Origin of the sequence: Protaetiibacter mangrovi (assembly GCF_024752305.1) — a bacterium.
Lineage (GTDB): Bacteria > Actinomycetota > Actinomycetes > Actinomycetales > Microbacteriaceae > Homoserinibacter > Homoserinibacter mangrovi.
In genome coordinates, this window is sequence record NZ_JANTHX010000003.1 from 202,641 (window position 1) to 223,937 (window position 21,297).

Sequence of the window (21,297 nt, forward strand, 5' to 3'; positions counted from 1 at the left end):
GCAACATCGCTTCTCGGGCCCGAACCATGTCCCCATCCGGAGCACCCACTACATGACTACCGCAACGACCGCCTCGGCTACCAAGCAGGTCGCCATCAACGACATCGGATCTGCTGAAGACTTCCTGGCCGCGGTCGAACTGACCCTCAAGTTCTTCAACGACGGAGACCTCATCGAAGGCACCGTCGTCAAGATCGACCGCGACGAGGTCCTCCTCGACGTCGGCTACAAGACCGAGGGTGTCATCCCCTCGCGCGAGCTCTCCATCAAGCACGACGTGGATCCGACCGAGGTCGTCTCGGTCGGCGACAGCGTCGAGGCGCTCGTCCTCCAGAAGGAGGACAAGGAGGGTCGCCTCATCCTGTCCAAGAAGCGCGCCCAGTACGAGCGCGCCTGGGGCGACGTCGAGAAGATCAAGGACTCGGACGGCGTCGTCACCGGTTCGGTCATCGAGGTCGTCAAGGGCGGCCTGATCGTCGACATCGGCCTCCGCGGCTTCCTGCCGGCCTCGCTCATCGAGCTGCGCCGCGTCCGCGACCTCACGCCGTACCTCGGCCAGGAGATCGAAGCGAAGATCCTCGAGCTCGACAAGAACCGCAACAACGTGGTGCTCAGCCGCCGCGCGCTGCTCGAGCAGACCCAGTCGGAGTCGCGTTCGACCTTCCTCAACAACCTCCAGAAGGGCCAGGTCCGCAAGGGCGTCGTGTCCTCGATCGTCAACTTCGGCGCGTTCGTCGACCTCGGCGGCGTGGACGGCCTCGTGCACGTCTCGGAGCTCTCGTGGAAGCACATCGAGCACGCGTCCGAGGTCGTCGAGGTGGGCCAGGAGGTCACCGTCGAGATCCTCGAGGTCGACCTCGACCGCGAGCGCGTGTCGCTCTCGCTCAAGGCGACCCAGGAGGACCCGTGGCAGGTCTTCGCCCGCACCCACGCGATCGGCCAGATCGCTCCGGGCAAGGTCACCAAGCTCGTGCCGTTCGGCGCGTTCGTCCGCGTGGCCGACGGCATCGAGGGCCTCGTGCACATCTCGGAGCTCTCGGGCAAGCACGTCGAGCTCGCGGAGCAGGTCGTGTCGGTCGGCGACGAGGTGTTCGTCAAGGTCATCGACATCGACCTCGAGCGTCGCCGCATCTCGCTGAGCCTCAAGCAGGCCAACGAGGGCATCGACCCGCACAACACCGAGTTCGACTCGGGCCTCGCCGCGCTGTACGGCATGGTCACCGAGTACGACGAGCAGGGCAACTACAAGTACCCGGAGGGCTTCGACCCGACCTCGGGCGAGTGGCTCGAGGGCTTCGAGGCCCAGCGCGACGCGTGGGAGGCCGAGTACGCGGCCGCCCAGGCTCGCTGGGAGGCTCACAAGAAGCAGATCGTCGCGGCCGAGGAGACCGAGGCCGAGCTCGACTCGCGCCCCTCGGGCAACTCGTTCTCGTCGGACAGCTCGTCGGTCGGCACCCTCGCCGACGACGAGTCGCTCGCCGCCCTGCGCGAGAAGCTCAGCAGCAACTCCTGAGCCTCGGGCTCAGCATCGGATGGCCGGTCTCCCTTCGGGGGCCGGCCATCCGCCGTCTCAGGCCGCGGCCGCGCGCTCGCGCCGCCGCCGGCGGATCGAGCGGACGAGCAGCACGAAGCCGAGCACGAGCAGCGCCAGTCCGATGAGCACGAGAACCGGCGCGACGAGCGCGAACACCACGAGCAGGAGGCTCGCACCGTCCTCCGCCGTGCTCAGCACCGGAGCGGCGACGCCGGCGGTGCCGAGGTTGGCCACCGGCCGCACGGCCGTCTTCGCGAGGTGCACGACGAGCGCCAGGACGATGCCGATGATCACCGGGATCCAGGCGCCGGACGAGAAGAAGGTCTCGGGGTCGTCGACGGCGACCGTCGAGGTGCCGATCCCGCCCGCGAACACGATGCCGCCGGACGCCGGACGCACGACGGTCTGGATCCAGTCGTTGACGCTGTCGACCGCCGGCACCTTGTCGGCCACGATCTCGACGACGAGGAGCACGGCGAGGATGAGCAGCACCCACTCGTTCTCGAGCCAGGTCCAGCCGCCCGGCAGCTGGATCCAGTCGAACCGCCCCGCGATCCCCATCACGATGAGCGGGATGTAGGCGTTCAGGCCGGCGGCCGCGGCCAGGCCCGCGCCGGTGAGCAGCTCCAGCATGCCGCCATGGTACGGCTCCTAGGCTGTCGGCATGGCGCCCCTTCCGGACCGAGACGAGCTGCTCGCGCTCTTCGATGCCGACGAGCGCGCCCTCGAACCCCGGGTCGCCGAGGGCCGTCCCTATGAATTCGACGGTCCGCTCATGCGGATCGAGTTCCGCGCCGCCGGGCTCGTGCGCGCCCCGGCAGACCTGGGCGTCGACGGTCCGCCGCTGGAGGCGCTGATCCGCCGCCAGGTCGAGCATTTCGCGGCGAGGGGTCTGCCGCTGGAGTGGAAGACCTACGCGGGGGACCGCCCCGACAGCCTCGTGCCGCTGCTGCTCGCCTCGGGCTTCGAACCGGGTCCGATCGAGGCGATCATGGTCGCCGCGTCCGCCGAGCTCGCCGCCGCGGCCCCGCCGCCCGGCGTCACCGTCCGCGACGCGGATGCCGACGAGTTCGCCGCGATCGCCGGACTGCTGGGCGAGGTCTGGAGCACCGACCACGGGTGGGTGGCCGCCGAGCTCGCGACCCTGCGGGAGACCCACGGCGACGGGCTGCGGGTGCTCGTCGCGGAGAGCGGAGGCGAGCTCGTGTCGGCGGCCTGGACGACGATGCGACCGGGGGAGCGGTTCGCCGGCCTCTGGGGCGGATCGACCCGCCCCGACCACCGACGTCGCGGCATCTACCGCGCGCTCGTCGCGGCGCGGGCGTCGGTCGCCCACGCTCAGGGCGTGCCGTTCCTGCGGGTCGACGCATCCGAGATGAGCCGACCCGTGCTGGAGGCGCTGGGGTTCATCCAGCTCACGACGACGACGCCGTACGTCTGGTCGCCCTGATCGTCGGTCCGCGCGTGCCACGATGGTGGCATGCTCGTCGCGCTCACGGGAGGCATCGCCTCCGGCAAGTCGACCGTCGCACGCCGGCTGGCGGAGCTCGGTGCGGTCGTGGTCGACGCCGACCGGATCGCGCGGGAGGTCGTCGAACCCGGCACCCCGGCGCTCGCCCGCATCGCCGAGCGCTTCGGTCCCGCGGTGGTCGGGACGGACGGCGGTCTCGACCGCGCCGCGCTCGGGGCGATCGTCTTCGGTGACGAGGCGGCACGCCGCGACCTCAACGCGATCACGCATCCCGCCGTCGGGGAGCGCTCGCGCGCCCTGTTCGCCGCAGCCCGCGCCGCCGACCCGCGTGCGGTGGTCGTCTACGACGTCCCCCTGCTCGTGGACGAGCGCGGTGAGGGTCGTGCCGACGAGTTCGACCGGGTGATCGTGGTCGCCGCCGACGAGGAGACCCGGGTGCGCCGACTCGTCGAGCTGCGCGGGATGGACGAAGCCGAGGCACGTCGCCGCATCGCCTCGCAGGCGCCGGAGTCGGCGCGCCTCGCGATCGCGGACGACGTCGTCGACGCGAACGGCTCCCTCGGCGACACGCTCGCCCAGGTGGATGAGCTGTGGGCGACCCTGCGGCGTGTCGGGGGTGCTGCCTAGGCTGGAGCCATGCAGCCGACGCGTTCCGTGCGTCCGTTCGAGGTCGTGTCCGAGTACACGCCGAGCGGCGACCAGCCGACCGCGATCGCCGAGCTCGCACACCGGGTGCAGGCGGGCGAGAGCGACATCGTGCTGCTCGGAGCCACCGGCACCGGCAAGTCGGCCACGACCGCCTGGCTCATCGAGCAGGTGCAGCGCCCGACGCTCGTGCTGGCGCACAACAAGACCCTCGCCGCGCAGCTCGCCAACGAGTTCCGCGAGCTCATGCCGAACAACGCCGTCGAGTACTTCGTTAGCTACTACGACTACTACCAGCCCGAGGCGTACGTCCCGCAGACCGACACCTTCATCGAGAAGGACAGCTCGATCAACGCCGAGGTCGAACGGCTGCGGCACTCGACCACCAACTCGCTGCTGAGCCGCCGCGACGTCGTGGTCGTGTCGACCGTGTCGTGCATCTACGGCCTCGGCGCCGCCGAGGAGTACCTCGGCGCGATGGTCGCCCTGCAGGTCGGCGACCGCATCTCGCGCGACAAGCTCGTGCGCGGCTTCATCAACATGCAGTACGAGCGCAACGACGTCGACTTCTCGCGCGGCAAGTTCCGCGTGCGCGGCGACACGATCGAGATCATCCCGGTCTACGAGGAGCTCGCGGTGCGTGTCGAGATGTTCGGCGACGAGATCGAGGCGCTCTACGCCCTCCACCCGCTCACGGGCGACGTGGTGCGCAAGATGGATGCGGTGTCGATCTTCCCGGCCACCCACTACGCGGCCAGTCCCGAGGCGATGCACCGCGCCATCCGGTCGATCAAGGAGGAGCTCGCCGAGCGCCTTCCCGAGCTCGAGAAGCAGGGCAAGCTGCTCGAGGCCCAGCGGCTGCGCATGCGCACCGGGTTCGATCTGGAGATGATGGAGCAGATCGGGTTCTGCAACGGCATCGAGAACTACTCGCGCCACATCGACGGGCGCGCACCCGGAGAGCCGCCGAACACCCTGCTCGACTACTTCCCCGACGACTTCCTCGTCGTGATCGACGAGTCGCACGTGACCGTGCCGCAGGTCGGCGCGATGTACGAGGGCGACGCGAGCCGCAAGCGCACCCTCGTCGAGCACGGCTTCCGGCTGCCGAGCGCGCTCGACAACCGACCGCTGCGCTGGGAGGAGTTCCTCGACCGGGTCGGCCAGAAGGTCTACCTCTCGGCCACCCCGGGGCGCTACGAGCTCTCCATGGGCGACGGCGTCGTCGAGCAGATCATCCGCCCGACCGGCCTCGTCGATCCGCAGATCGTGGTGAAGCCCAGCAAGGGGCAGATCGACGACCTCCTCGAGGAGATCCGGCTGCGCGCCGAACGCGACGAGCGGGTGCTCGTCACGACGCTCACGAAGAAGATGGCCGAGGAGCTGACCGACTACCTCACGGAGGCCGGGGTGCGGGTGCGCTACCTGCACTCGGATGTCGACACGCTGCGCCGCGTCGAACTGCTCACCGAACTCCGCGCCGGCGTCTACGACGTGCTCGTCGGCATCAACCTGCTGCGCGAGGGGCTCGACCTGCCCGAGGTGTCGCTCGTGGCGATCCTCGACGCCGACAAGGAGGGGTTCCTGCGCAGCTCGACCTCCCTCATCCAGACGATCGGGCGCGCGGCCCGCAACGTCTCGGGCGAGGTGCACATGTACGCCGACCAGCTCACCGATTCGATGACGTTCGCGATCGACGAGACCAACCGCCGCCGCGAGAAGCAGGTCGCCTACAACGTCGAGCACGGCATCGACCCGCAGCCGCTGCGCAAGCGCATCGCCGACATCACCGACATCCTCGCGCGCGAGGAGGCCGACACGGCGAAGCTGCTCGCCGGCCGCAGCGGCCAGGACGGCTCGAAGCGACGCTCGCCCACCCCGAACCTGCGCCGGGAGGGCGTCGGCGCCTCGGGCGCCGCCGAGCTCGAGACGGTCATCGCCGACCTCAACCAGCAGATGCTGCAGGCCGCGGGCGAGCTCAAGTTCGAGCTCGCCGCGCGCCTCCGCGACGAGCTCTCCGAGCTCAAGAAGGAGCTGCGGCAGATGGAGGCCGTCGGTCACGTGCGCTGAACCGCCACCGCCGCGCGGCACGATAGCCTAGCGATCGGGTCCGGGAGCGACGGGAGGCGGGATGACCACGCTCCGCTGGATGTCGCGCGTCGCCGACAGCCGCTGCCGCGCATGCGGATTCGGCGGCGAGGGCACCCGGGTGCTCGATTTCGACACCCCGCTCGGTGCGGCGTCGGCGACACGCTGTGCTCGGTGCGGCTCGGTCATGCTGCTCGACGAGATCCTCGGGTCGTCGCCCGACGACGCGACGGTCGACGACTACGTGCTCACGGGAGCGGGGATCGGAACCATCGCCGCACTGGTCGACGAGCTGCCGGGCGGTCCGGGCACCCGCATGCTCGACGTCGGATGCGGGTACGGCTTCGCGGGCGATTTCGCCCGGTGGCGCCACGGGTGGGACGTGACGGGCGTCGAGCCGTCCTACGCCGGCGTCCGCGGTGCGCGCGACCTCGCGCTCGACATCCGCGACGAGCCGCTCTCCAGCGCGACGGAGGTCGGCGACCCGTTCGACGTGATCCTCTCGAGCGAGGTGCTCGAGCACGTCACCGACCCCCTCGGATTCCTGCGCGAGATCGCGGCCCGACTCGCCGAGGGCGGGCTGCTCGTGATGACGACCCCGGACGCCGCGCTCATCGCACCGGACGCGGATCCCGACGACGTCGTCTCGGCGTTGAGCCCCGGATACCACGTGTTCCTGGCGAGTCGCGACGGGCTCGAGGCCCTGCTGACGGCGGCCGGTTTCACCGAGTGGCGGATCACCCGCACCCGGGTCTCCCACGAGATCGTGGCTCGGATGGGCCCCGGTCCGCTTCCCCGACTCCACCTCGACGCCTCCCCGGCGACGCTGGTCGACTACCTGCGGGAGCGCGCCGACGAGGTGCCGGCGCCCGTGCTGCGTTCGGGGCTCCTCTCGCGGGCGACCCGCGAGCTGGTCGCCCGCGGGCGGTTCGACGAGGCGCGGGAGATCCGTCCGGCGCTGCGCGCGGCACTGCTCGCGTCGGCGTCGGTCGACATCGACGGCGACGGTCCTGTGACGTGGCCGGATGGGCTCGCCGGATGCGCATTCGCCCTCGGGATGGCCGAGCTCCTCGACGGCGACCCCTCGACGGCCGTCGTCCGCTTCGATCAGGCGCTCGACGCCGTCTCCCGGCGGCGCTCCATCTACCCGGTGCTGGATCTGGACACGATCGACATCGACGCACAGGCTCGCTACCACCGCCTGCTGGCGCTCGCGCGCGCGGACCCGGCGACGGTCGCAGCGCAGGTGCCCGGCCTCCGGGCGCACGCCGGGGCGGGCGTCGAGGGTGAGCTGCGTCACGCGATGTGGACGGCACGGATCTTCGTGGAACTCACCGCCCGGGGCGAGCTCGACGCCGCGCGCCCCCTTCTCGCCGACGTCGACCAGGCGCTCGAACTCCTGTCGACCGCGCCCTCTCCCGACGCCCAGCTCGCCCGCAGCGATGCGCGGCTGTGCCGTGCGTCGTTCGAGGTGCCACCGGTGGCCGTCCCGATCAGTCATCACGTCGACGTCTTCTGGAGCGACACCGACTCGACCTTCGTGTCGGGGTGGTTTCACCACGACGGGGATCCGGGCGAGGACGCGACGGTGCACCACCGCGGCGCGCGGGTGCCGCTCACCCGCGTCGCGCGTCCCGATCTGGAGCTGTTCTGGCCCGACGCCCAATCGGTCGCGGGGAGCGGATTCGACGTGATGCTCGAAGGGCCCGCCCCCGCGGAGCTGACGGTGGAGTGGCGCGGGGCCGACGGCACCATGACCGCGATCCTCCCGCTGCCGCCGGAGCGCCGGCCCGCGGTCGACCTCTCCTCGGAGGACTGGACGGAGCTCGCCGGACGCATCGCGGCGGCGCCGCCCGGGCCCGTGCTCCTCCTCGGCGCCCGCAGAAGCCATCCCGAGCTGCCGCCCACGATCGCCGAGCTCGTGGGGGACCGCGAGGTCGTGGGCGTCGACATCCACCCCGGCCTGGGCGTCGACCTCGTCGCGGACGTGCACCGGCTCAGCGCGGTCGTCGACCCCGGTACCTTCCCGATCGTGCTCTCGGGCAGCCTCCTGGAGCACGTGGAGGCGCCGTGGCTCGTCGCGCACGAGATCGCGCGCATCCTCCCTCCCGACGGCCTGGCGGTGCATGCGGCGCCCTGGGTGTGGCCGTCCCATGCGGAGCCGAACGATTTCTGGCGCTTCTCCCGTGCCGGCCTCGGATCGCTCTTCTCGCCGGCGCTGGGGTTCGACGTGGTGCGCACCGGGGGCGCGCACCCCGCGCTCGTCGTCCCCGTCGGGGAGTGGAGGGCCGAGCAGCCGCGGATGCAGACCGTCTCGTCGCCCACCATGACCTGGATCTGCGCCGTCCGCAGCACGCGTCCCGTCGCCGAGGTGTCGTGGCCGTACGACGCGGAGGCCGGTCGGCTGCGCGCGCAGGGGTACCCGGTCGACGGGATCGCCCCGGACGACCGGAGCGGCCGATGAACCCCGGCCTCGCCTCCGTGAGCGTCGTCGTCCCCGTCTACGAGGGCACGCGCCATCTCCCGGAGGCGCTCGGCTCCGTCCTCGCGCAGACCGTCCCGCCGCTCGAGGTGATCGTCGTCGACGACGGCTCCACCGACGGGTCCGCGTCGCTCGTCGAGGCGTTCGCGGCCGATCATCCGCAGCTGGCGGTGCGGCTCATCCGTCAGGAGAACCGGGGCCAGTCCGCCAGCCGCAACCGCGCGGCAGCCGAGGCCGGCGGAGAGCTCATCGCCTTCCTCGATCAGGACGACCGGTGGTACCCCGACCACCTCGAGCGGCTCGCCGCCGCCTTCGCCAAGCCCGACGTCGGCCTGGCGTTCTCCGACTTCGACGAGATCGACGGCGACGGCCACCTCGTCGTGCGGCGCTTCCTCCGCTCCGCGGGCATCGCGCATCCGCGATCGTCGATCGTCGACTGGATCGCGAGCGACACGATGATCCTGCCCTCGGCCGCGATGGTGCGCGCGAGCGCCTTCCACGGCGTGGGCGGATTCTCGGAGGATCTCGTCGGCTACGAGGACGACGAGCTGTGGATCCGCATCTTCCGCGCCGGGTGGCGGAGCCGGTACGTCGACCGGCCGCTGGGGGTGTTCCGGATCCACGCCGGCAGCTCGTCGACGCGATCCTCGTTCCGACGCAGCCGCGTGATCTTCTTCCGACGGGTGAGCGCGATGCTGCCGGATTCGGTCGAACTGCGTCGGTACTACACCTCCGACGTGCTCCTGCCGCGTCTGGTGACCGCGACGCTCGCCGACTACCGGGGCGCCATCCGGGCGGGAAGCGACGCCGACGCGCTCGAAGCGGCCCGCACCGCAGCCGCGCTCCTCGACGGATCCCGTTCGCCCCTGCTGAGTCGTCGCCAGCTCCGGCTGCTCCACCATCCGCGCCTCGTCCGCTGGGGTTCGCGCTGGTCCGGGCTGCTGCCGCGGGGCGTGCGCCACCGGCTCAACCCCACGCGCATGCATCGCTGAGGTTCGACCCCGCCAGCCGATGTCGGACCGCGCCCGTAGAATCGGTTCAGTGTCGATCACCCCTGTCCCCGGGAGCCAGAAGCTCAGTGTCCGGGGCGCGCGCGTCCACAATCTGAAGGACGTCGACCTCGAGATCCCGCGCGACTCGCTCGTCGTCTTCACGGGGCTCTCCGGCTCCGGCAAGTCGAGTCTCGCCTTCGACACGATCTTCGCCGAGGGTCAGCGTCGCTACGTCGAATCGCTCTCCGCCTACGCGCGGCAGTTCCTCGGGCAGGTCGATCGCCCCGACGTCGACTTCATCGAGGGGCTCAGCCCCGCCGTGTCGATCGACCAGAAGTCGACCAACCGCAACCCGCGCTCGACGGTCGGCACGATCACCGAGATCTACGACTACATGCGACTGCTGTGGGCACGCATCGGTGAGCCGCATTGCCCGATCTGCGGGGAGCGGATCCAGCGCCAGACGGTGCAGCAGATCGCGGACCAGCTCATGGAGCTGCCGACCGGCACCCGCTATCAGGTGCTCGCGCCCGTCATCTCGCAGAAGAAGGGCGAGTTCGTCGACCTCTTCAAGGAGCTGTCGGCGTCCGGCTACTCGCGGGCCATCGTCGACGGCGAGCTCGTGCAGCTGTCCGAGCCGCCGACGCTCAAGAAGCAGTACAAGCACGACATCGCGGTGGTCGTCGACCGCCTCGTCGCCGCCGACGACCTGCTCAGCCGGGTCACCGACTCCGTCGAGACCGCGCTGGGGCTGGCGAGCGGTGTGCTCGAGATCGACTTCGTCGACGAGCAGGAGGGCTCGAAGGCGCGACGACGCACCTTCAGCGAGAAGCTCTCGTGCCCGAACGGTCATCCGATCCAGCTGACCGAGATCGAGCCGCGCACCTTCTCGTTCAACGCGCCGTTCGGCGCCTGCCCCGAGTGCTCGGGGCTCGGCACCAAGATGGCCGTCGACATCGACCTCGTCGTCGGCGACCCGGAGCTCAGCCTCAACGAGGGTGTCATCCTGCCCTGGAACCAGGGCGGCAAGGGCCTCTACAGCTACTTCCAGCGCCTGCTGCAGGGGCTCGCCCGCGACCTCGACTTCTCGCTCGACACGCCGTGGGGAGAGCTGCCGGATGAGGTGCGCACCTCGATCCTGCGCGGCAACGACTTCGAGGTCGTGGTGCAGTGGCGCAACCGCTTCGGGCGCACCATGAAGTACTCGACCGGGTTCGAGGGCGTCATGCCGTACCTCGAACGCAAGTACCACGAGGCCGAATCGGACTGGTCGCAGCAGCGCTACGGCGAGTACCTGCGCGAGGTGCCGTGCCCGGTGTGCGACGGCAAGCGCCTGAAGCCGGAGGTGCTCGCGGTGCTCGTCGCCGGGCGCAGCATCTCCGACACCGCCGATCTCAGCATCACCGACGCCTACGAGGTCATGCAGAGCCTCGAGCTCACGGAGCGCCAGGCGCGCATCGCCGCCCAGGTGCTGCGCGAGATCCGGCTGCGCCTCGAGTTCCTGCTCGAGGTGGGTCTCGGCTACCTGACGATGGCGCGCGCCGCCGCGACCCTCTCGGGGGGCGAGGCCCAGCGCATCCGACTCGCCACCCAGATCGGCTCGGGGCTGACCGGGGTGCTCTACGTGCTCGACGAGCCCTCGATCGGCCTGCATCAGCGCGACAACCGCCGGCTGATCGACACCCTCGTCAAGCTCAAGAACCTCGGCAACACGCTCATCGTCGTCGAGCACGACGAGGACACCATCCGCACCGCCGACTGGATCGTCGACATCGGTCCCGGGGCGGGGGAGCACGGCGGCCGCGTCGTGCACTCCGGCGGCTACGACGCCCTGCTCGACAACCACGGATCGATCACGGGCGACTACCTCGCGGGCCGGCGGGCGATCGAGATGCCCCGCACCCGCCGCAAGCTCGATCCGGCGCGGCAGGTGGTCGTCGAGGGCGCGCGTGCGAACAACCTGCGCGACGTCACCGTCAGCTTCCCGCTGGGTGCGTTCGTGGCGGTCACGGGCGTGTCGGGCTCGGGCAAGTCGAGCCTGGTCAACGACATCCTCTACAAGGTGCTCGCGAACCAGCTCAACGGCGCCCGCCAAGTGCCGGGCAAGCACAAGCGGGTCACCGGTCTCGAGCACCTCGACAAGGTCGTGCACGTCGACCAGGCGCCCATCGGCCGCACCCCGCGCTCGAACCCCGCGACCTACACGGGTGTCTTCGACCGCATCCGCACCCTGTTCTCCGAGACGATCGAGGCGAAGGCGCGGGGCTACCAGCCCGGTCGCTTCAGCTTCAACGTCAAGGGCGGCCGCTGCGAGAACTGCTCCGGCGACGGCACCATCAAGATCGAGATGAACTTCCTGCCCGACGTCTACGTCGTGTGCGAGGTCTGCCACGGCGCGCGCTACAACCGCGACACGCTCCAGGTGCACTACAAGGGCAAGAACATCGCCGAGGTGCTCGACATGCCCATCTCGGAGGCGGCGGAGTTCTTCGAGCCGATCACGGCCATCCACCGCTACCTGAAGACCCTCGTCGACGTCGGCCTCGGCTACGTGCGCCTCGGGCAGAGCGCCACCACCCTGTCCGGCGGCGAGGCCCAGCGCGTCAAGCTCGCGACGGAGCTGCAGAAGCGCTCCAACGGCCGCTCGATCTACGTGCTCGACGAGCCGACGACCGGCCTGCACTTCGAGGACGTGCGCAAGCTGCTGGAGGTGCTGAACGGGCTGGTCGACAAGGGCAACTCGGTCATCGTCATCGAGCACAACCTCGACGTCATCAAGAGCGCCGACTGGATCGTCGACCTCGGGCCGGAGGGCGGATCGGGCGGCGGTATGGTGGTCGCCACCGGCACCCCCGAGAAGGTCGCCCGCAACCCGAAGAGCCACACCGGCGTGTTCCTCGCCGAGCTGTTCGACGCGGCCCGCTCCGACGAGCGCAGCGGCGGTCAGGGACGCCGGAAGGCCGGCTGACGTGGCGACGTCGCGCGCCGACGTGCTGCCGTGGCGTCCGAAGGCGGGGGAGATCCCGACCGCCCCGGGGGTCTACCGTTTCTCGGATGCCTCGGGACGCATCCTGTACGTCGGCAAGGCCGTCAACCTGCGGCAGCGGCTCGCGAACTACTTCCAGCCGCTGCGCAGCCTGCACGAGCGCACCCGGCATATGGTGCTGTCGGCATCCAAGGTGGAATGGACGGTCGTCGCGAGCGACGTCGAGGCCCTCCAGCTGGAGTACACCTGGATCAAGGAGTTCGCGCCGCCGTACAACGTCAAGTTCCGCGACGACAAGAGCTATCCGTATCTCGTCGTGACCCTGGCCGACGAGGCTCCGCGGGTCATGGTCACCCGCAACCGGCGGATCCCGGGCGCGCGCTACTTCGGCCCGTATCCGAAGGTCTGGGCGGTGCGCGAGACGATCGACCTGATGATCAAGGCGTTCCCGATCCGCACCTGCTCGGACGCCAGCTACAAGCGCGCGATGCAGACCGGCCGCCCCTGCTTCCCGGGTCAGATCGGCCGCTGCGGCGGACCCTGCTCGCAGAAGGTCACGATCCAGGAGCACCGCGAGGTCGTCGACCAGTTCGTCGCGTTCATGGCGAGCCACGACCGCAGCGTCATCACCCTGCTCCAACGCGAGATGAAGGATGCCGCCGCCGCGTTCGAGTACGAGCGCGCCGCGAAGATCCGGGACCGCATCCAGGCGCTCGAGAACGTGCTCGAGAAGAGCGCCGTCGTGCTGCCGGAGGCGGCCGAGCTCGACGTGTTCGGCATCGAGGAGGACGAGCTCGCGGCGGCCGTGCAGCAGTTCACGGTGCGGGGAGGTCGCATCCGCGGGGTGCGCAGCTGGGTCGTCGACAAGGAGCTCGACATCACGCCGGGCGAGCTCGTGGAATCGGTGCTCGAGACCGCCTACGAGACCGAGCAGCCGCCGCGCGAGATCGTGGTGCCGGTGCTGCCCGACGACGCCTCCGCGCTCGAGCAGTGGCTCGCCGACCGGCGCGAGCGCGGGGGAGTGACCCTGAAGACCGCCCAGCGCGGCGACAAGGCCGCCGTGCTGCAGACCGCGACCCTCAACGCCAAGCAGGCGCTCGCGCTCTACAAGACCCGGCGCACCGCCGACTACGTGGCGCGGACGCAGGCGCTCACCGAGCTGCAGGAGGCCCTCGGGCTCGACGAGGCGCCGCTGCGCATGGAGTGCTACGACGTGTCGCACCTCGGCGGCACGAACGTGGTCGCCTCCATGGTCGTGTTCGAGGACGGCCTGCCCAAGAAGAGCGCGTACCGCAAGTTCGCCGTCTCCGGCACGACCGACGACACCGAATCGCTCGCGCAGGTGCTGCGCCGCCGCCTCGCCCGGCTCGACGAGGACGACGCCCCCGAGACCGATGAGGGAGCGCGCCCGAATCGGCGCTTCGCGTACCGCCCCGGCCTGCTCATCGTCGACGGCGGCCAACCGCAGGTGCAGGCCGCGGCGGCCGTCTTCGAGGAGCTCGGCATCCGCGACATCCCGCTCGTGGGCATCGCGAAGCGCCTCGAGGAGGTGTGGCTGCCGGACGACGAGTTCCCGGTGATCCTGCCCCGCGGCAGCGAGGCGCTCTTCCTGCTCCAGCGCATCCGCGACGAGGCGCACCGTTTCGCGATCACCTTCCAGCGCCAGAAGCGACGCGCCGACATCGGCACCGTGCTCGCCGACATCCCGGGCCTGGGACCGGCGCGGTCCAAGGAGCTGCTGCGGCACTTCGGCTCGGTGGCCCGGCTGCGCGCTGCCGCCCCGGAGGCGATCGCCGAGGTGCGCGGCATCGGACCGCAGCTGGCCGCCGTGATCGCCGATAGGCTGGGAACGGCCCGCGACGACGGGTCGCAACCGGTCGAACAGCGGGAAGACGGGGAATGAGCGACGGCAGCCGCGGGCTCGAGATGCTCATCGTGACCGGCATGTCCGGCGCCGGGCGGTCGACGGTGGCGAACGCCCTCGAGGATCTCGGCTGGTATGTCGTCGACAACCTCCCACCGCAGATGCTGCGGCCGCTCGTCGACCTCGGCGCCCACACCGGGGACGCGATCCCGCGCATCGCCGTCGTGGTCGACGTGCGCGGCGGGCACCTGTTCGCCGACGCGCAGGACATCGTGGCCGAGCTGCGCGCCGCCGGCAGTGCGCGCCTGGTGTTCCTCGACGCGACGGATGCCGCCCTCGTGCGCCGCTTCGAGCAGGTGCGACGTCCGCATCCGCTGCAGGGCGACGGCACGCTGCTCGACGGCATCCTCGCCGAGCGCTCCCGGATGACGGGTCTGCGCGAGCAGAGCGACGTGGTGATCGACACCTCGGATCTCAACATCCACCAGCTGGCGACGCGCGTCGCCGAGCTCTTCGGCGAGGACTCGGCACCCTCGCTCAAGCTCACGGTCATGAGCTTCGGTTTCAAGTACGGGCTGCCGGCCGACGCCGACATGGTCGCCGATCTCCGGTTCCTCCCGAACCCGTTCTGGGTGCCCGAGCTCGCGCCGCTGACGGGCCTCGACCCCGAGGTGCGCGACTACGTGCTCAGCCAGCGCGACGCCCCCGAATTCGTCGAGCACTACGTGGCGGCGCTGGCCGCCGTGGCCGACGGGTACCGGCGGGAGAACAAGCGTCACGCTACGATCGCCATGGGATGCACGGGCGGCAAGCACCGCTCCGTCGCGATCACCGAAGAGGTGGCGCGTCGCCTGCGTGAGCTCCCCGGGGTCTCCGTCACCGTGCGGCATCGCGACCTCGGTCGCGAGTGAACCGCGCCCCCGACGAACACGATGGAAGACGACGAGAGACGAGGATGAGCGCGTGGCACTGACGGCGGACGTCAAGGATGAGCTCGTCGCCGTCGAGGTCGGCAAGACCAGCGTGCGCGCAGCCGAACTGGCCGCCCTGCTGCGCTTCTCGGGCGGGCTCCACATCATCTCCGGGCGCATCGCCGTCGAGGCGGAGCTCGACTCGCAGAAGGTCGCCCAGCGGGTGCGCCGCGATCTCGCGGAGCTCTACGGCGTGCGCTCCGAGGGCAAGGTCATCGGGGCCGGCCCCCACAAGGGCGCCAGCTACGTCGTTCGGGTCGTCGACGGGGGAGAGACCCTGGCGCGCCAGACCGGCCTGCTCGACGCGCGGCGCCGACCCGTCCGTGGCCTGCCCAACCGCCTGACCACCGGCTCCCGCGAGGATCTGGCGGCGATCTGGCGTGGCGCGTTCCTCGCTCGCGGCAGCCTCACCGACCCCGGCCGCTCGGCCGCCCTCGAGGTCGTGTGCCCGGGCAACGAGGCGGCGATGGCGCTCGTGGGCGCCGCCGGGCGGCTCAAGATCCCGGCCAAGGCCCGCGAGGTGCGCGGCGTGCACCGCGTCGTCGTCCGCGAGGGCGAGGCGATCGCCGCGATCCTGCGGCTGATGGGCGCGGTGGAGGCGGTGACGGCCTGGGAGGAGCTCCGGCAGCGCCGCGAGGTGCGCGCCACCGCCAACCGCCTCGTGAACTTCGACGACGCGAACCTGCGCCGCTCCGCGCAGGCCGCGGTCGCCGCCTGCGCGCGCGTCGAGCGCGCCCTCGAGATCCTCGGAGACGAGGTTCCCGACCACCTGCGCTACGCGGGCGAGCTGCGGCTCGGCCACCGCGACGCGAGCCTCGACGAGCTCGGCCACTTCGCCGACCCGCCGATGACGAAGGACGCCGTGGCGGGACGCATCCGCCGGTTGTTGGCGATGGCCGACAAGTCCGCGAGTGATCGCGGCATCCCCGGCACCGATGCGAACCTGCCGCCCGACTTCGACGAGTAAGACCCCACAAGGAAGAAGGAGAACCATGGCCGTCTACAGCCTCCCGGATCTGCCCTACGACTACGCGGCGCTCGAACCGAGCATCAGCGCGCGCATCATGGAGCTGCACCACGACAAGCACCACGCCGCCTACGTCGCGGGTGCCAACACCGCGCTCGAGAAGCTCGAGGAGGCGCGTGCCACCGGCGACTTCGGCAACGTGCCGAAGCTCGAGAAGGACCTCGCCTTCCACCTGGGCGGCCACATCAACCACTCGATCTTCTGGAAGAACCTCTCCCCGGACGGCGGCGACAAGCCGGTCGGCGAGCTCGCCTCGGCGATCGACGAGTTCTTCGGGTCGTTCGACGCCTTCGTCGGGCACTTCAGCGCCGCCGCGAACAGCCTGCAGGGCTCCGGCTGGGCGGTGCTCGCCTGGGATCCGGTGGGCGCGCGCCTGCTCGTGCACCAGCTGTACGACCAGCAGAACAACACCCCGCTCGGCATCACGCCGATCCTGCAGCTCGACATGTGGGAGCACGCCTTCTACCTCGACTACGTCAACGTCAAGGCCGACTACGTCAAGGCGTTCTGGAGCATCGCCAACTGGGCGGATGCGGGTGCGCGCTTCGAGGCGGCCCGTTCGAGCGCCGCGGGCCTGCTGCTACTGTCGTAACCGGCGAAGCGGCCGGGGTCCGCGCCCCGGCCGCATCCCCACACCCACACCACATCCGACACATCGCGCGCCCCCGCGCACACAAGGAGACAACGTGTCCGTCAAGATCGGCATCAACGGCTTCGGCCGGATCGGTCGCAACTTCCTCCGCGCAGCCCTCGCCCAGGGTGCGGACATCGACATCGTCGCCGTGAACGACCTCACGGACAACAAGACCCTCGCGCACCTGCTCAAGTACGACTCGGTCGGCGGCCGTCTCGACGCCGACGTCTCGTACAACGAGGACTCGATCACCGTCGACGGCAAGGCCATCAAGGTCTTCGAGGAGCGCGACCCCGCGAACCTCCCCTGGGGCGAGCTCGGCGTCGACATCGTCATCGAGTCGACCGGTCGGTTCACCAAGGCCTCCGACGCGTCGAAGCACATCGCCGGCGGCGCCAAGAAGGTCATCATCTCCGCGCCCGGAACCGATGTCGACGGCACCTTCGTCATGGGTGTCAACGAGGGCACCTACGACGCGGCGACCATGCACGTCATCTCGAACGCCTCGTGCACCACCAACTGCCTCGCGCCGCTCGCCAAGGTGTTCAACGACAACTTCGGCATCGAGCGCGGCTTCATGATGACGGCGCACGCCTACACCGCCGACCAGAACCTGCAGGACGGGCCGCACAGCGACCTGCACCGTGCGCGCGCCGCCGCCCTCAACATCGTCCCCGCCTCCACCGGCGCCGCGAAGGCGATCGGACAGGTGCTCCCCGAGCTCAACGGCAAGCTCAGCGGCTCCTCCTACCGCGTGCCGGTTCCCACCGGCTCGATCGTCGACCTCACGATCATCACGCCGACCGAGGGGCTCACGGCGGATGTCATCAACGCCGCCTACAAGAAGGCGGCGGCCGAGGGCGAGCTCGTCGGCTACCTGAAGTACAACGAGGACGCCATCGTCTCGACCGACATCCAGCTCGACCCGCACTCGTCGGTGTTCGACGCCGGGCAGACCAACGTCTCGGGCAACCTCGTGAAGGTGTCGTCGTGGTACGACAACGAGTGGGGCTACTCCAACCGACTCGTCGACCTGACCGAGTACGTCGGCGAGCGTCTGTAAGCGATGACCCTCCGGACGATCGAGAGCCTCGGTGGGCTCTCGGGCAAGGTCGTGCTCCTGCGGTGCGATCTGAACGTGCCCCTCAAGGACGGCATCATCACGGATGACGGACGCGTCCGCGCATCCGTCCCGACCATCCGCCTGCTGCTCGAGCAGGGCGCGAAGGTCGTCGTGATGAGCCACCTCGGTCGCCCGGAGGGCGCTCCCGACCCGAAGTACTCGCTCGCTCCCGTCGCGGTGCGCCTCGGCGAGCTGCTCGGCGTCGACGTGGCGTTCTCGCCCGAGACGGTCGGCGAGACGGCCGCCGGCGTGATCGAGGCCGCGCCGACCCCCGGCGTCGTGCTGCTCGAGAACCTGCGCTTCAACCCCGGCGAGGCGTCGAAGTCCGACGAGGAGCGCGTGGCGTTCGCGGCGCAGCTCGCCGAGCTCGGCGATGTCGTCGTCTCGGACGGCTTCGGCGTCGTGCACCGCAAGCAGGCGAGCGTCTACGAGCTCGCACAGGCGCTCCCGAGCGCCGCGGGCCTGCTCATCGCCGCCGAGCTCGAGGTGCTCGACCGGCTCACCGAGAACCCCGAGCGGCCCTACACGGTCGTACTCGGCGGCTCGAAGGTGTCCGACAAGCTCGGCGTGATCGGGCACCTGCTGCCGCGCGTCGACGCGCTGCTCATCGGCGGGGGCATGCTGTTCACCTTCCTCGCCGCCCAGGGCCACGAGGTCGCCTCGAGCCTGCTCGAGGCCGACCAGCTCGACACCGTCCGCGGCTACCTCGCCGAGGCCGCGGAGCGCGGCGTCGAGCTCGTGCTGCCCACGGATGTCGTCGTCGCCTCCGGATTCTCGGCCGACGCCGAGCACGTCGTCGCCCCCGCCGACGGCATCGCGGACACCCCCTTCGGCGCCTCGGGCATCGGTCTCGACATCGGGCCCGACACCGCGGCGGCCTTCGCCGAGCGCGTGCGCGCCTCGAAGACCGTGTTCTGGAACGGCCCCATGGGCGTGTTCGAGTTCCCGGCGTTCGCCGCCGGAACCCGCGCGGTCGCGGAGGCGCTCACCCAGGTCGACGGCCTCGGCGTCGTCGGGGGAGGCGACTCGGCCGCGGCGATCCGCCAGCTGGGCTTCGCCGACGAGCAGTTCGGACACGTCTCGACCGGCGGCGGCGCGAGCCTCGAGTTCCTCGAGGGCAAGAAGCTGCCGGGCCTCGAGATCCTCGGATGGGAGAGCTGATGGCCCGCACCCCGTTCATCGCCGGCAACTGGAAGATGAACCTCGACCACCTGCAGGCGATCGCGTTCGTGCAGAAGCTGGCGTGGACCCTCCAGGACAAGAACCACGACTTCTCGGACGTCGAGGTCGCGGTGTTCCCGCCGTTCACCGACCTGCGGTCGGTGCAGACGCTCATCGCGGGCGACAAGCTGGAGCTGAAGTTCGGGGCGCAGGACCTGTCGGCGCACGACTCGGGCGCCTACACGGGTGAGATCTCGGGAGCCTTCCTCGCGGCTCTCGACGCCGCCTACGTGATCATCGGGCACTCGGAGCGTCGGCAGTACCACGGCGAGTCGGACGAGCTCGTCTCGTCGAAGGTCGCCGCCGCCCACCGCCACGGCATCGTGCCGGTGATCTGCGTCGGCGAGACCGCCGACGACCTCGAGCAGCACGGTCCGAGCGCCGTGCCCGTCGCCCAGCTGCGTACCGCCCTCGAGGGCGTCGTCGCGGGCGAGGAGATCGTCGTCGCCTACGAGCCGGTCTGGGCGATCGGCTCCGGGCAGGCCGCCACGAGCGCGCAGGCGCAGCAGGTGTGCGAGGCCCTGCGCGGCGTCCTCGCCGAGGTGCTCGGCGACGAGGCGGCCGCGTCCACGCGCATCCTGTACGGCGGGTCGGTCAAGGCGAACAACATCGCGGGCTTCCTCAAGGAGCCGGACGTGGACGGGGCCCTGGTCGGCGGCGCGAGCCTGCAGCTCGAGGAGTTCGCGAGCATCGTGCGCTTCAAGAGCCACGTCGGCACGATCTGAGCGGCGCCCTCGCTTATACTTGACCACGGCCGTCCGGCCCACCCGAATCCGAACCCGAGGAAAGCAACAGTCTGATGGATGTTCTCTGGTCGATCGTGCAGGTCGCGTTCCAGATCCTGCTCGGTATCACCAGCCTCCTGCTGACGCTGCTGATCCTGCTTCACAAGGGACGCGGTGGCGGCCTCTCCGACATGTTCGGCGGCGGCGTCACGAGCAACCTGGGCGCCTCGGGCGTCGCGGAGCGCAACCTGAACCGCATCACGGTCGCACTCGGCATCACCTGGTTCTTCTCGATCGTGGTGCTGGGGCTTCTCACCAAGTTCGGCGTCGGCGTCTAGCCGCTCCGACACCACCACCACAGGAGACAGCTATGGCATCGGGCGGCAGCGCCATCCGCGGATCCCGCGTCGGATCCGGACCGATGGGGGAGCAGGACCGCGGCTACCACGCGGACCGCGTGGCGATCTCGTACTGGGACGCCCTGGGCAACGAGACGGTGCGCTACTTCGCCGCGAACCTGCCCGACGAGGAGATCCCCGACGTCATCGACAGCCCGTCGACGGGGCTGCCCGCGGGCCGCGATCGCGAGAACCCGCCGCAGCTGCAGAAGACCGAGCCGTACAAGACGCACCTCGCCTACGTGAAGGAGCGTCGCACCGACGACGAGGCGAAGCAGATCCTCGACGACGCCCTGCAGCAGCTGCGCGAGCGTCGCGGCACCGCCTGACTCAGCGGGTCTGCGGCACCTCGTGCGCCGCGGTCCAGAAGCGCTCCCGCGTGAGCAGGTTCTCCGGCACCTCGGCCGCGGCCTCGGCGTCGACGAAGAACACCGTGCGCATGCGGCCCTTGACCCCGGCGGCGGGCACGTCGGCCGGGTTGGCGTCGGCGAGCGTGAGGCCCAGCGCACCCGCCTTGTCGGGGCCGGCGAGCACGAGCCACACGCGCTCCGAGGAGTTGATCACGGGAAGCGTCAACGTCAGCCGCTCCGGCGGCGGCTTCGGGGATGCGGTCTCGGCGAGCACGACGTGTTCGCGGTCGCGCACCGCCTCGTGGTCGGGGAACAGCGACGCGACGTGTCCATCGGGGCCGACGCCCAGGAAGGTGAGGTCGAACACCGGGTACGCCTCGCCCGCGGGCGCCGCGGCGGCCAGCTCGGCGGCGTAGGCGTCGGCGGCGGCCTCGATCGTGGGGTGCTCGCCGGGTGCCGGGTAGGCCTTGATGTTGGCGCCCGGGAGGTCGAGCTCGTCGAGCAGAGCACGCCGCGACTGGGTCTCGTTGCGCTCGGGGTCGCCGGACGGGAGGTAGCGCTCGTCGCCCCACCAGAAGGTGACCCGCGACCAGTCCACCTTGTCGCGCCCCTTGGCCGCGGCCACGGACGCGAGCACCGTCTCGCCCATCGTCCCGCCCGTCAGCACGATGTGCGCCATCGGCTTCTCGGCGAGCACCTCGGCGAGACGCTTCAGGAAGCGCGCGGCGACGGCATCCGCCAGGCTCTGCTTGTCGTCGTAGACCCGGACCCGTCGCTCGCTCACGC

The 21,297-nt window shown here is 70.6% G+C and carries 18 protein-coding genes; 16 read left to right on the forward strand and 2 right to left on the reverse strand.

Going from position 1 to position 21,297, the window contains the following annotated elements:
* The first annotated feature begins 52 nt into the window (after positions 1–52).
* The gene (rpsA, locus tag NUH29_RS01580) at positions 53–1,513 is read left to right on the forward strand and encodes a 30S ribosomal protein S1 (protein ID WP_258797116.1); all 1,461 of its coding nucleotides are present in this window, start codon (positions 53–55) and stop codon (positions 1,511–1,513) included.
* A 57-nt stretch (positions 1,514–1,570) separates the two neighbouring features.
* Here the strand turns inward: rpsA and NUH29_RS01585 are convergent, their stop codons facing one another.
* Entirely contained in the window at positions 1,571–2,167 is a 597-nt protein-coding gene (locus tag NUH29_RS01585) for a DUF4126 domain-containing protein (RefSeq protein WP_258797118.1), read from the reverse strand.
* Positions 2,168–2,198: 31 nt separating this feature from the next.
* On the opposite strand from NUH29_RS01585, the gene NUH29_RS01590 reads away from it, so the two are divergent.
* The 15 genes from NUH29_RS01590 to NUH29_RS01660 all read left to right on the forward strand — a co-directional run bounded on the left by NUH29_RS01590 (position 2,199) and on the right by NUH29_RS01660 (position 20,490).
* Entirely contained in the window at positions 2,199–2,984 is a 786-nt protein-coding gene (locus NUH29_RS01590) for a GNAT family N-acetyltransferase (protein WP_258797120.1), read from the forward strand.
* A 30-nt stretch (positions 2,985–3,014) separates the two neighbouring features.
* Positions 3,015–3,632: a dephospho-CoA kinase gene (coaE, locus tag NUH29_RS01595; RefSeq protein ID WP_258797121.1), complete on the forward strand. Its 618-nt coding sequence runs from the start codon at positions 3,015–3,017 to the stop codon at positions 3,630–3,632.
* A 9-nt stretch (positions 3,633–3,641) separates the two neighbouring features.
* A complete protein-coding gene (uvrB, locus tag NUH29_RS01600) occupies positions 3,642–5,720 on the forward strand; it encodes an excinuclease ABC subunit UvrB (protein WP_258797123.1) in 2,079 nt (692 codons plus the stop codon).
* Between the two features lie 61 nt (positions 5,721–5,781).
* Positions 5,782–8,202, forward strand: a complete 2,421-nt coding sequence (locus tag NUH29_RS01605) for a methyltransferase domain-containing protein (RefSeq protein ID WP_258797124.1) — start codon at positions 5,782–5,784, stop codon at positions 8,200–8,202.
* Entirely contained in the window at positions 8,199–9,212 is a 1,014-nt protein-coding gene (locus NUH29_RS01610; RefSeq protein ID WP_258797125.1) for a glycosyltransferase family 2 protein, read from the forward strand. Before NUH29_RS01605 ends, NUH29_RS01610 begins: the two co-directional genes overlap by 4 nt.
* Positions 9,213–9,231: 19 nt before the next feature.
* Positions 9,232–12,180: an excinuclease ABC subunit UvrA gene (gene uvrA / locus NUH29_RS01615; RefSeq protein WP_373317419.1), complete on the forward strand. Its 2,949-nt coding sequence runs from the start codon at positions 9,232–9,234 to the stop codon at positions 12,178–12,180.
* A gap of 1 nt (position 12,181) precedes the next feature.
* On the forward strand, positions 12,182–14,101 hold the full coding sequence (gene uvrC, locus NUH29_RS01620) for an excinuclease ABC subunit UvrC (RefSeq protein ID WP_258797127.1): 1,920 nt from the start codon (positions 12,182–12,184) through the stop codon (positions 14,099–14,101).
* Positions 14,098–14,973: an RNase adapter RapZ gene (gene rapZ, locus NUH29_RS01625; protein ID WP_258797128.1), complete on the forward strand. Its 876-nt coding sequence runs from the start codon at positions 14,098–14,100 to the stop codon at positions 14,971–14,973. Before uvrC ends, rapZ begins: the two co-directional genes overlap by 4 nt.
* Before the next feature lie 52 nt (positions 14,974–15,025).
* Positions 15,026–16,000, forward strand: coding sequence for a DNA-binding protein WhiA (gene whiA, locus NUH29_RS01630; protein ID WP_258797129.1), 975 nt, complete (start codon positions 15,026–15,028; stop codon positions 15,998–16,000).
* Between the two features lie 25 nt (positions 16,001–16,025).
* Positions 16,026–16,652: a superoxide dismutase gene (locus NUH29_RS01635; protein ID WP_258797130.1), complete on the forward strand. Its 627-nt coding sequence runs from the start codon at positions 16,026–16,028 to the stop codon at positions 16,650–16,652.
* Positions 16,653–16,746: 94 nt separating this feature from the next.
* Positions 16,747–17,757: a type I glyceraldehyde-3-phosphate dehydrogenase gene (gene gap, locus NUH29_RS01640; protein ID WP_258797131.1), complete on the forward strand. Its 1,011-nt coding sequence runs from the start codon at positions 16,747–16,749 to the stop codon at positions 17,755–17,757.
* Between the two features lie 3 nt (positions 17,758–17,760).
* On the forward strand, positions 17,761–18,978 hold the full coding sequence (locus NUH29_RS01645) for a phosphoglycerate kinase (RefSeq protein ID WP_258797133.1): 1,218 nt from the start codon (positions 17,761–17,763) through the stop codon (positions 18,976–18,978).
* Positions 18,978–19,763, forward strand: a complete 786-nt coding sequence (tpiA, locus tag NUH29_RS01650; protein ID WP_258797135.1) for a triose-phosphate isomerase — start codon at positions 18,978–18,980, stop codon at positions 19,761–19,763. The genes NUH29_RS01645 and tpiA overlap by 1 nt, the downstream gene beginning before the upstream one ends.
* A 74-nt stretch (positions 19,764–19,837) precedes the next feature.
* Positions 19,838–20,101: a preprotein translocase subunit SecG gene (gene secG / locus NUH29_RS01655; RefSeq protein ID WP_187673971.1), complete on the forward strand. Its 264-nt coding sequence runs from the start codon at positions 19,838–19,840 to the stop codon at positions 20,099–20,101.
* A 32-nt stretch (positions 20,102–20,133) separates the two neighbouring features.
* Positions 20,134–20,490 (forward strand): RNA polymerase-binding protein RbpA, encoded by a 357-nt coding sequence (locus NUH29_RS01660; RefSeq protein WP_258797137.1) that lies wholly within the window; start codon positions 20,134–20,136, stop codon positions 20,488–20,490.
* Between the two features lies 1 nt (position 20,491).
* Here NUH29_RS01660 and pgl read toward each other — a convergent pair whose 3' ends face one another.
* Positions 20,492–21,295, reverse strand: coding sequence for a 6-phosphogluconolactonase (gene pgl / locus NUH29_RS01665; protein ID WP_258797139.1), 804 nt, complete (start codon positions 21,293–21,295; stop codon positions 20,492–20,494).
* Positions 21,296–21,297: the final 2 nt, after the last annotated feature.

What these genes read in the sequence shown, in the direction of transcription:
- NUH29_RS01585 (WP_258797118.1), bottom strand. Translation starts at nt 2,167, where the DNA reads ATGCTGGAGCTGCTCACCGGCGCGGGCCTGGCCGCGGCCGCCGGCCTG.
- NUH29_RS01645 (WP_258797133.1), top strand. Translation starts at nt 17,761, where the DNA reads ATGACCCTCCGGACGATCGAGAGCCTCGGTGGGCTCTCGGGCAAGGTC.
- coaE (WP_258797121.1), top strand. Translation starts at nt 3,015, where the DNA reads ATGCTCGTCGCGCTCACGGGAGGCATCGCCTCCGGCAAGTCGACCGTC.
- NUH29_RS01610 (WP_258797125.1), top strand. Translation starts at nt 8,199, where the DNA reads ATGAACCCCGGCCTCGCCTCCGTGAGCGTCGTCGTCCCCGTCTACGAG.
- rpsA (WP_258797116.1), top strand. Translation starts at nt 53, where the DNA reads ATGACTACCGCAACGACCGCCTCGGCTACCAAGCAGGTCGCCATCAAC.
- NUH29_RS01660 (WP_258797137.1), top strand. Translation starts at nt 20,134, where the DNA reads ATGGCATCGGGCGGCAGCGCCATCCGCGGATCCCGCGTCGGATCCGGA.
- rapZ (WP_258797128.1), top strand. Translation starts at nt 14,098, where the DNA reads ATGAGCGACGGCAGCCGCGGGCTCGAGATGCTCATCGTGACCGGCATG.
- uvrB (WP_258797123.1), top strand. Translation starts at nt 3,642, where the DNA reads ATGCAGCCGACGCGTTCCGTGCGTCCGTTCGAGGTCGTGTCCGAGTAC.
- NUH29_RS01635 (WP_258797130.1), top strand. Translation starts at nt 16,026, where the DNA reads ATGGCCGTCTACAGCCTCCCGGATCTGCCCTACGACTACGCGGCGCTC.
- NUH29_RS01590 (WP_258797120.1), top strand. Translation starts at nt 2,199, where the DNA reads ATGGCGCCCCTTCCGGACCGAGACGAGCTGCTCGCGCTCTTCGATGCC.
- secG (WP_187673971.1), top strand. Translation starts at nt 19,838, where the DNA reads ATGGATGTTCTCTGGTCGATCGTGCAGGTCGCGTTCCAGATCCTGCTC.
- uvrA (WP_373317419.1), top strand. Translation starts at nt 9,232, where the DNA reads ATGTCGGACCGCGCCCGTAGAATCGGTTCAGTGTCGATCACCCCTGTC.
- tpiA (WP_258797135.1), top strand. Translation starts at nt 18,978, where the DNA reads ATGGCCCGCACCCCGTTCATCGCCGGCAACTGGAAGATGAACCTCGAC.
- NUH29_RS01605 (WP_258797124.1), top strand. Translation starts at nt 5,782, where the DNA reads ATGACCACGCTCCGCTGGATGTCGCGCGTCGCCGACAGCCGCTGCCGC.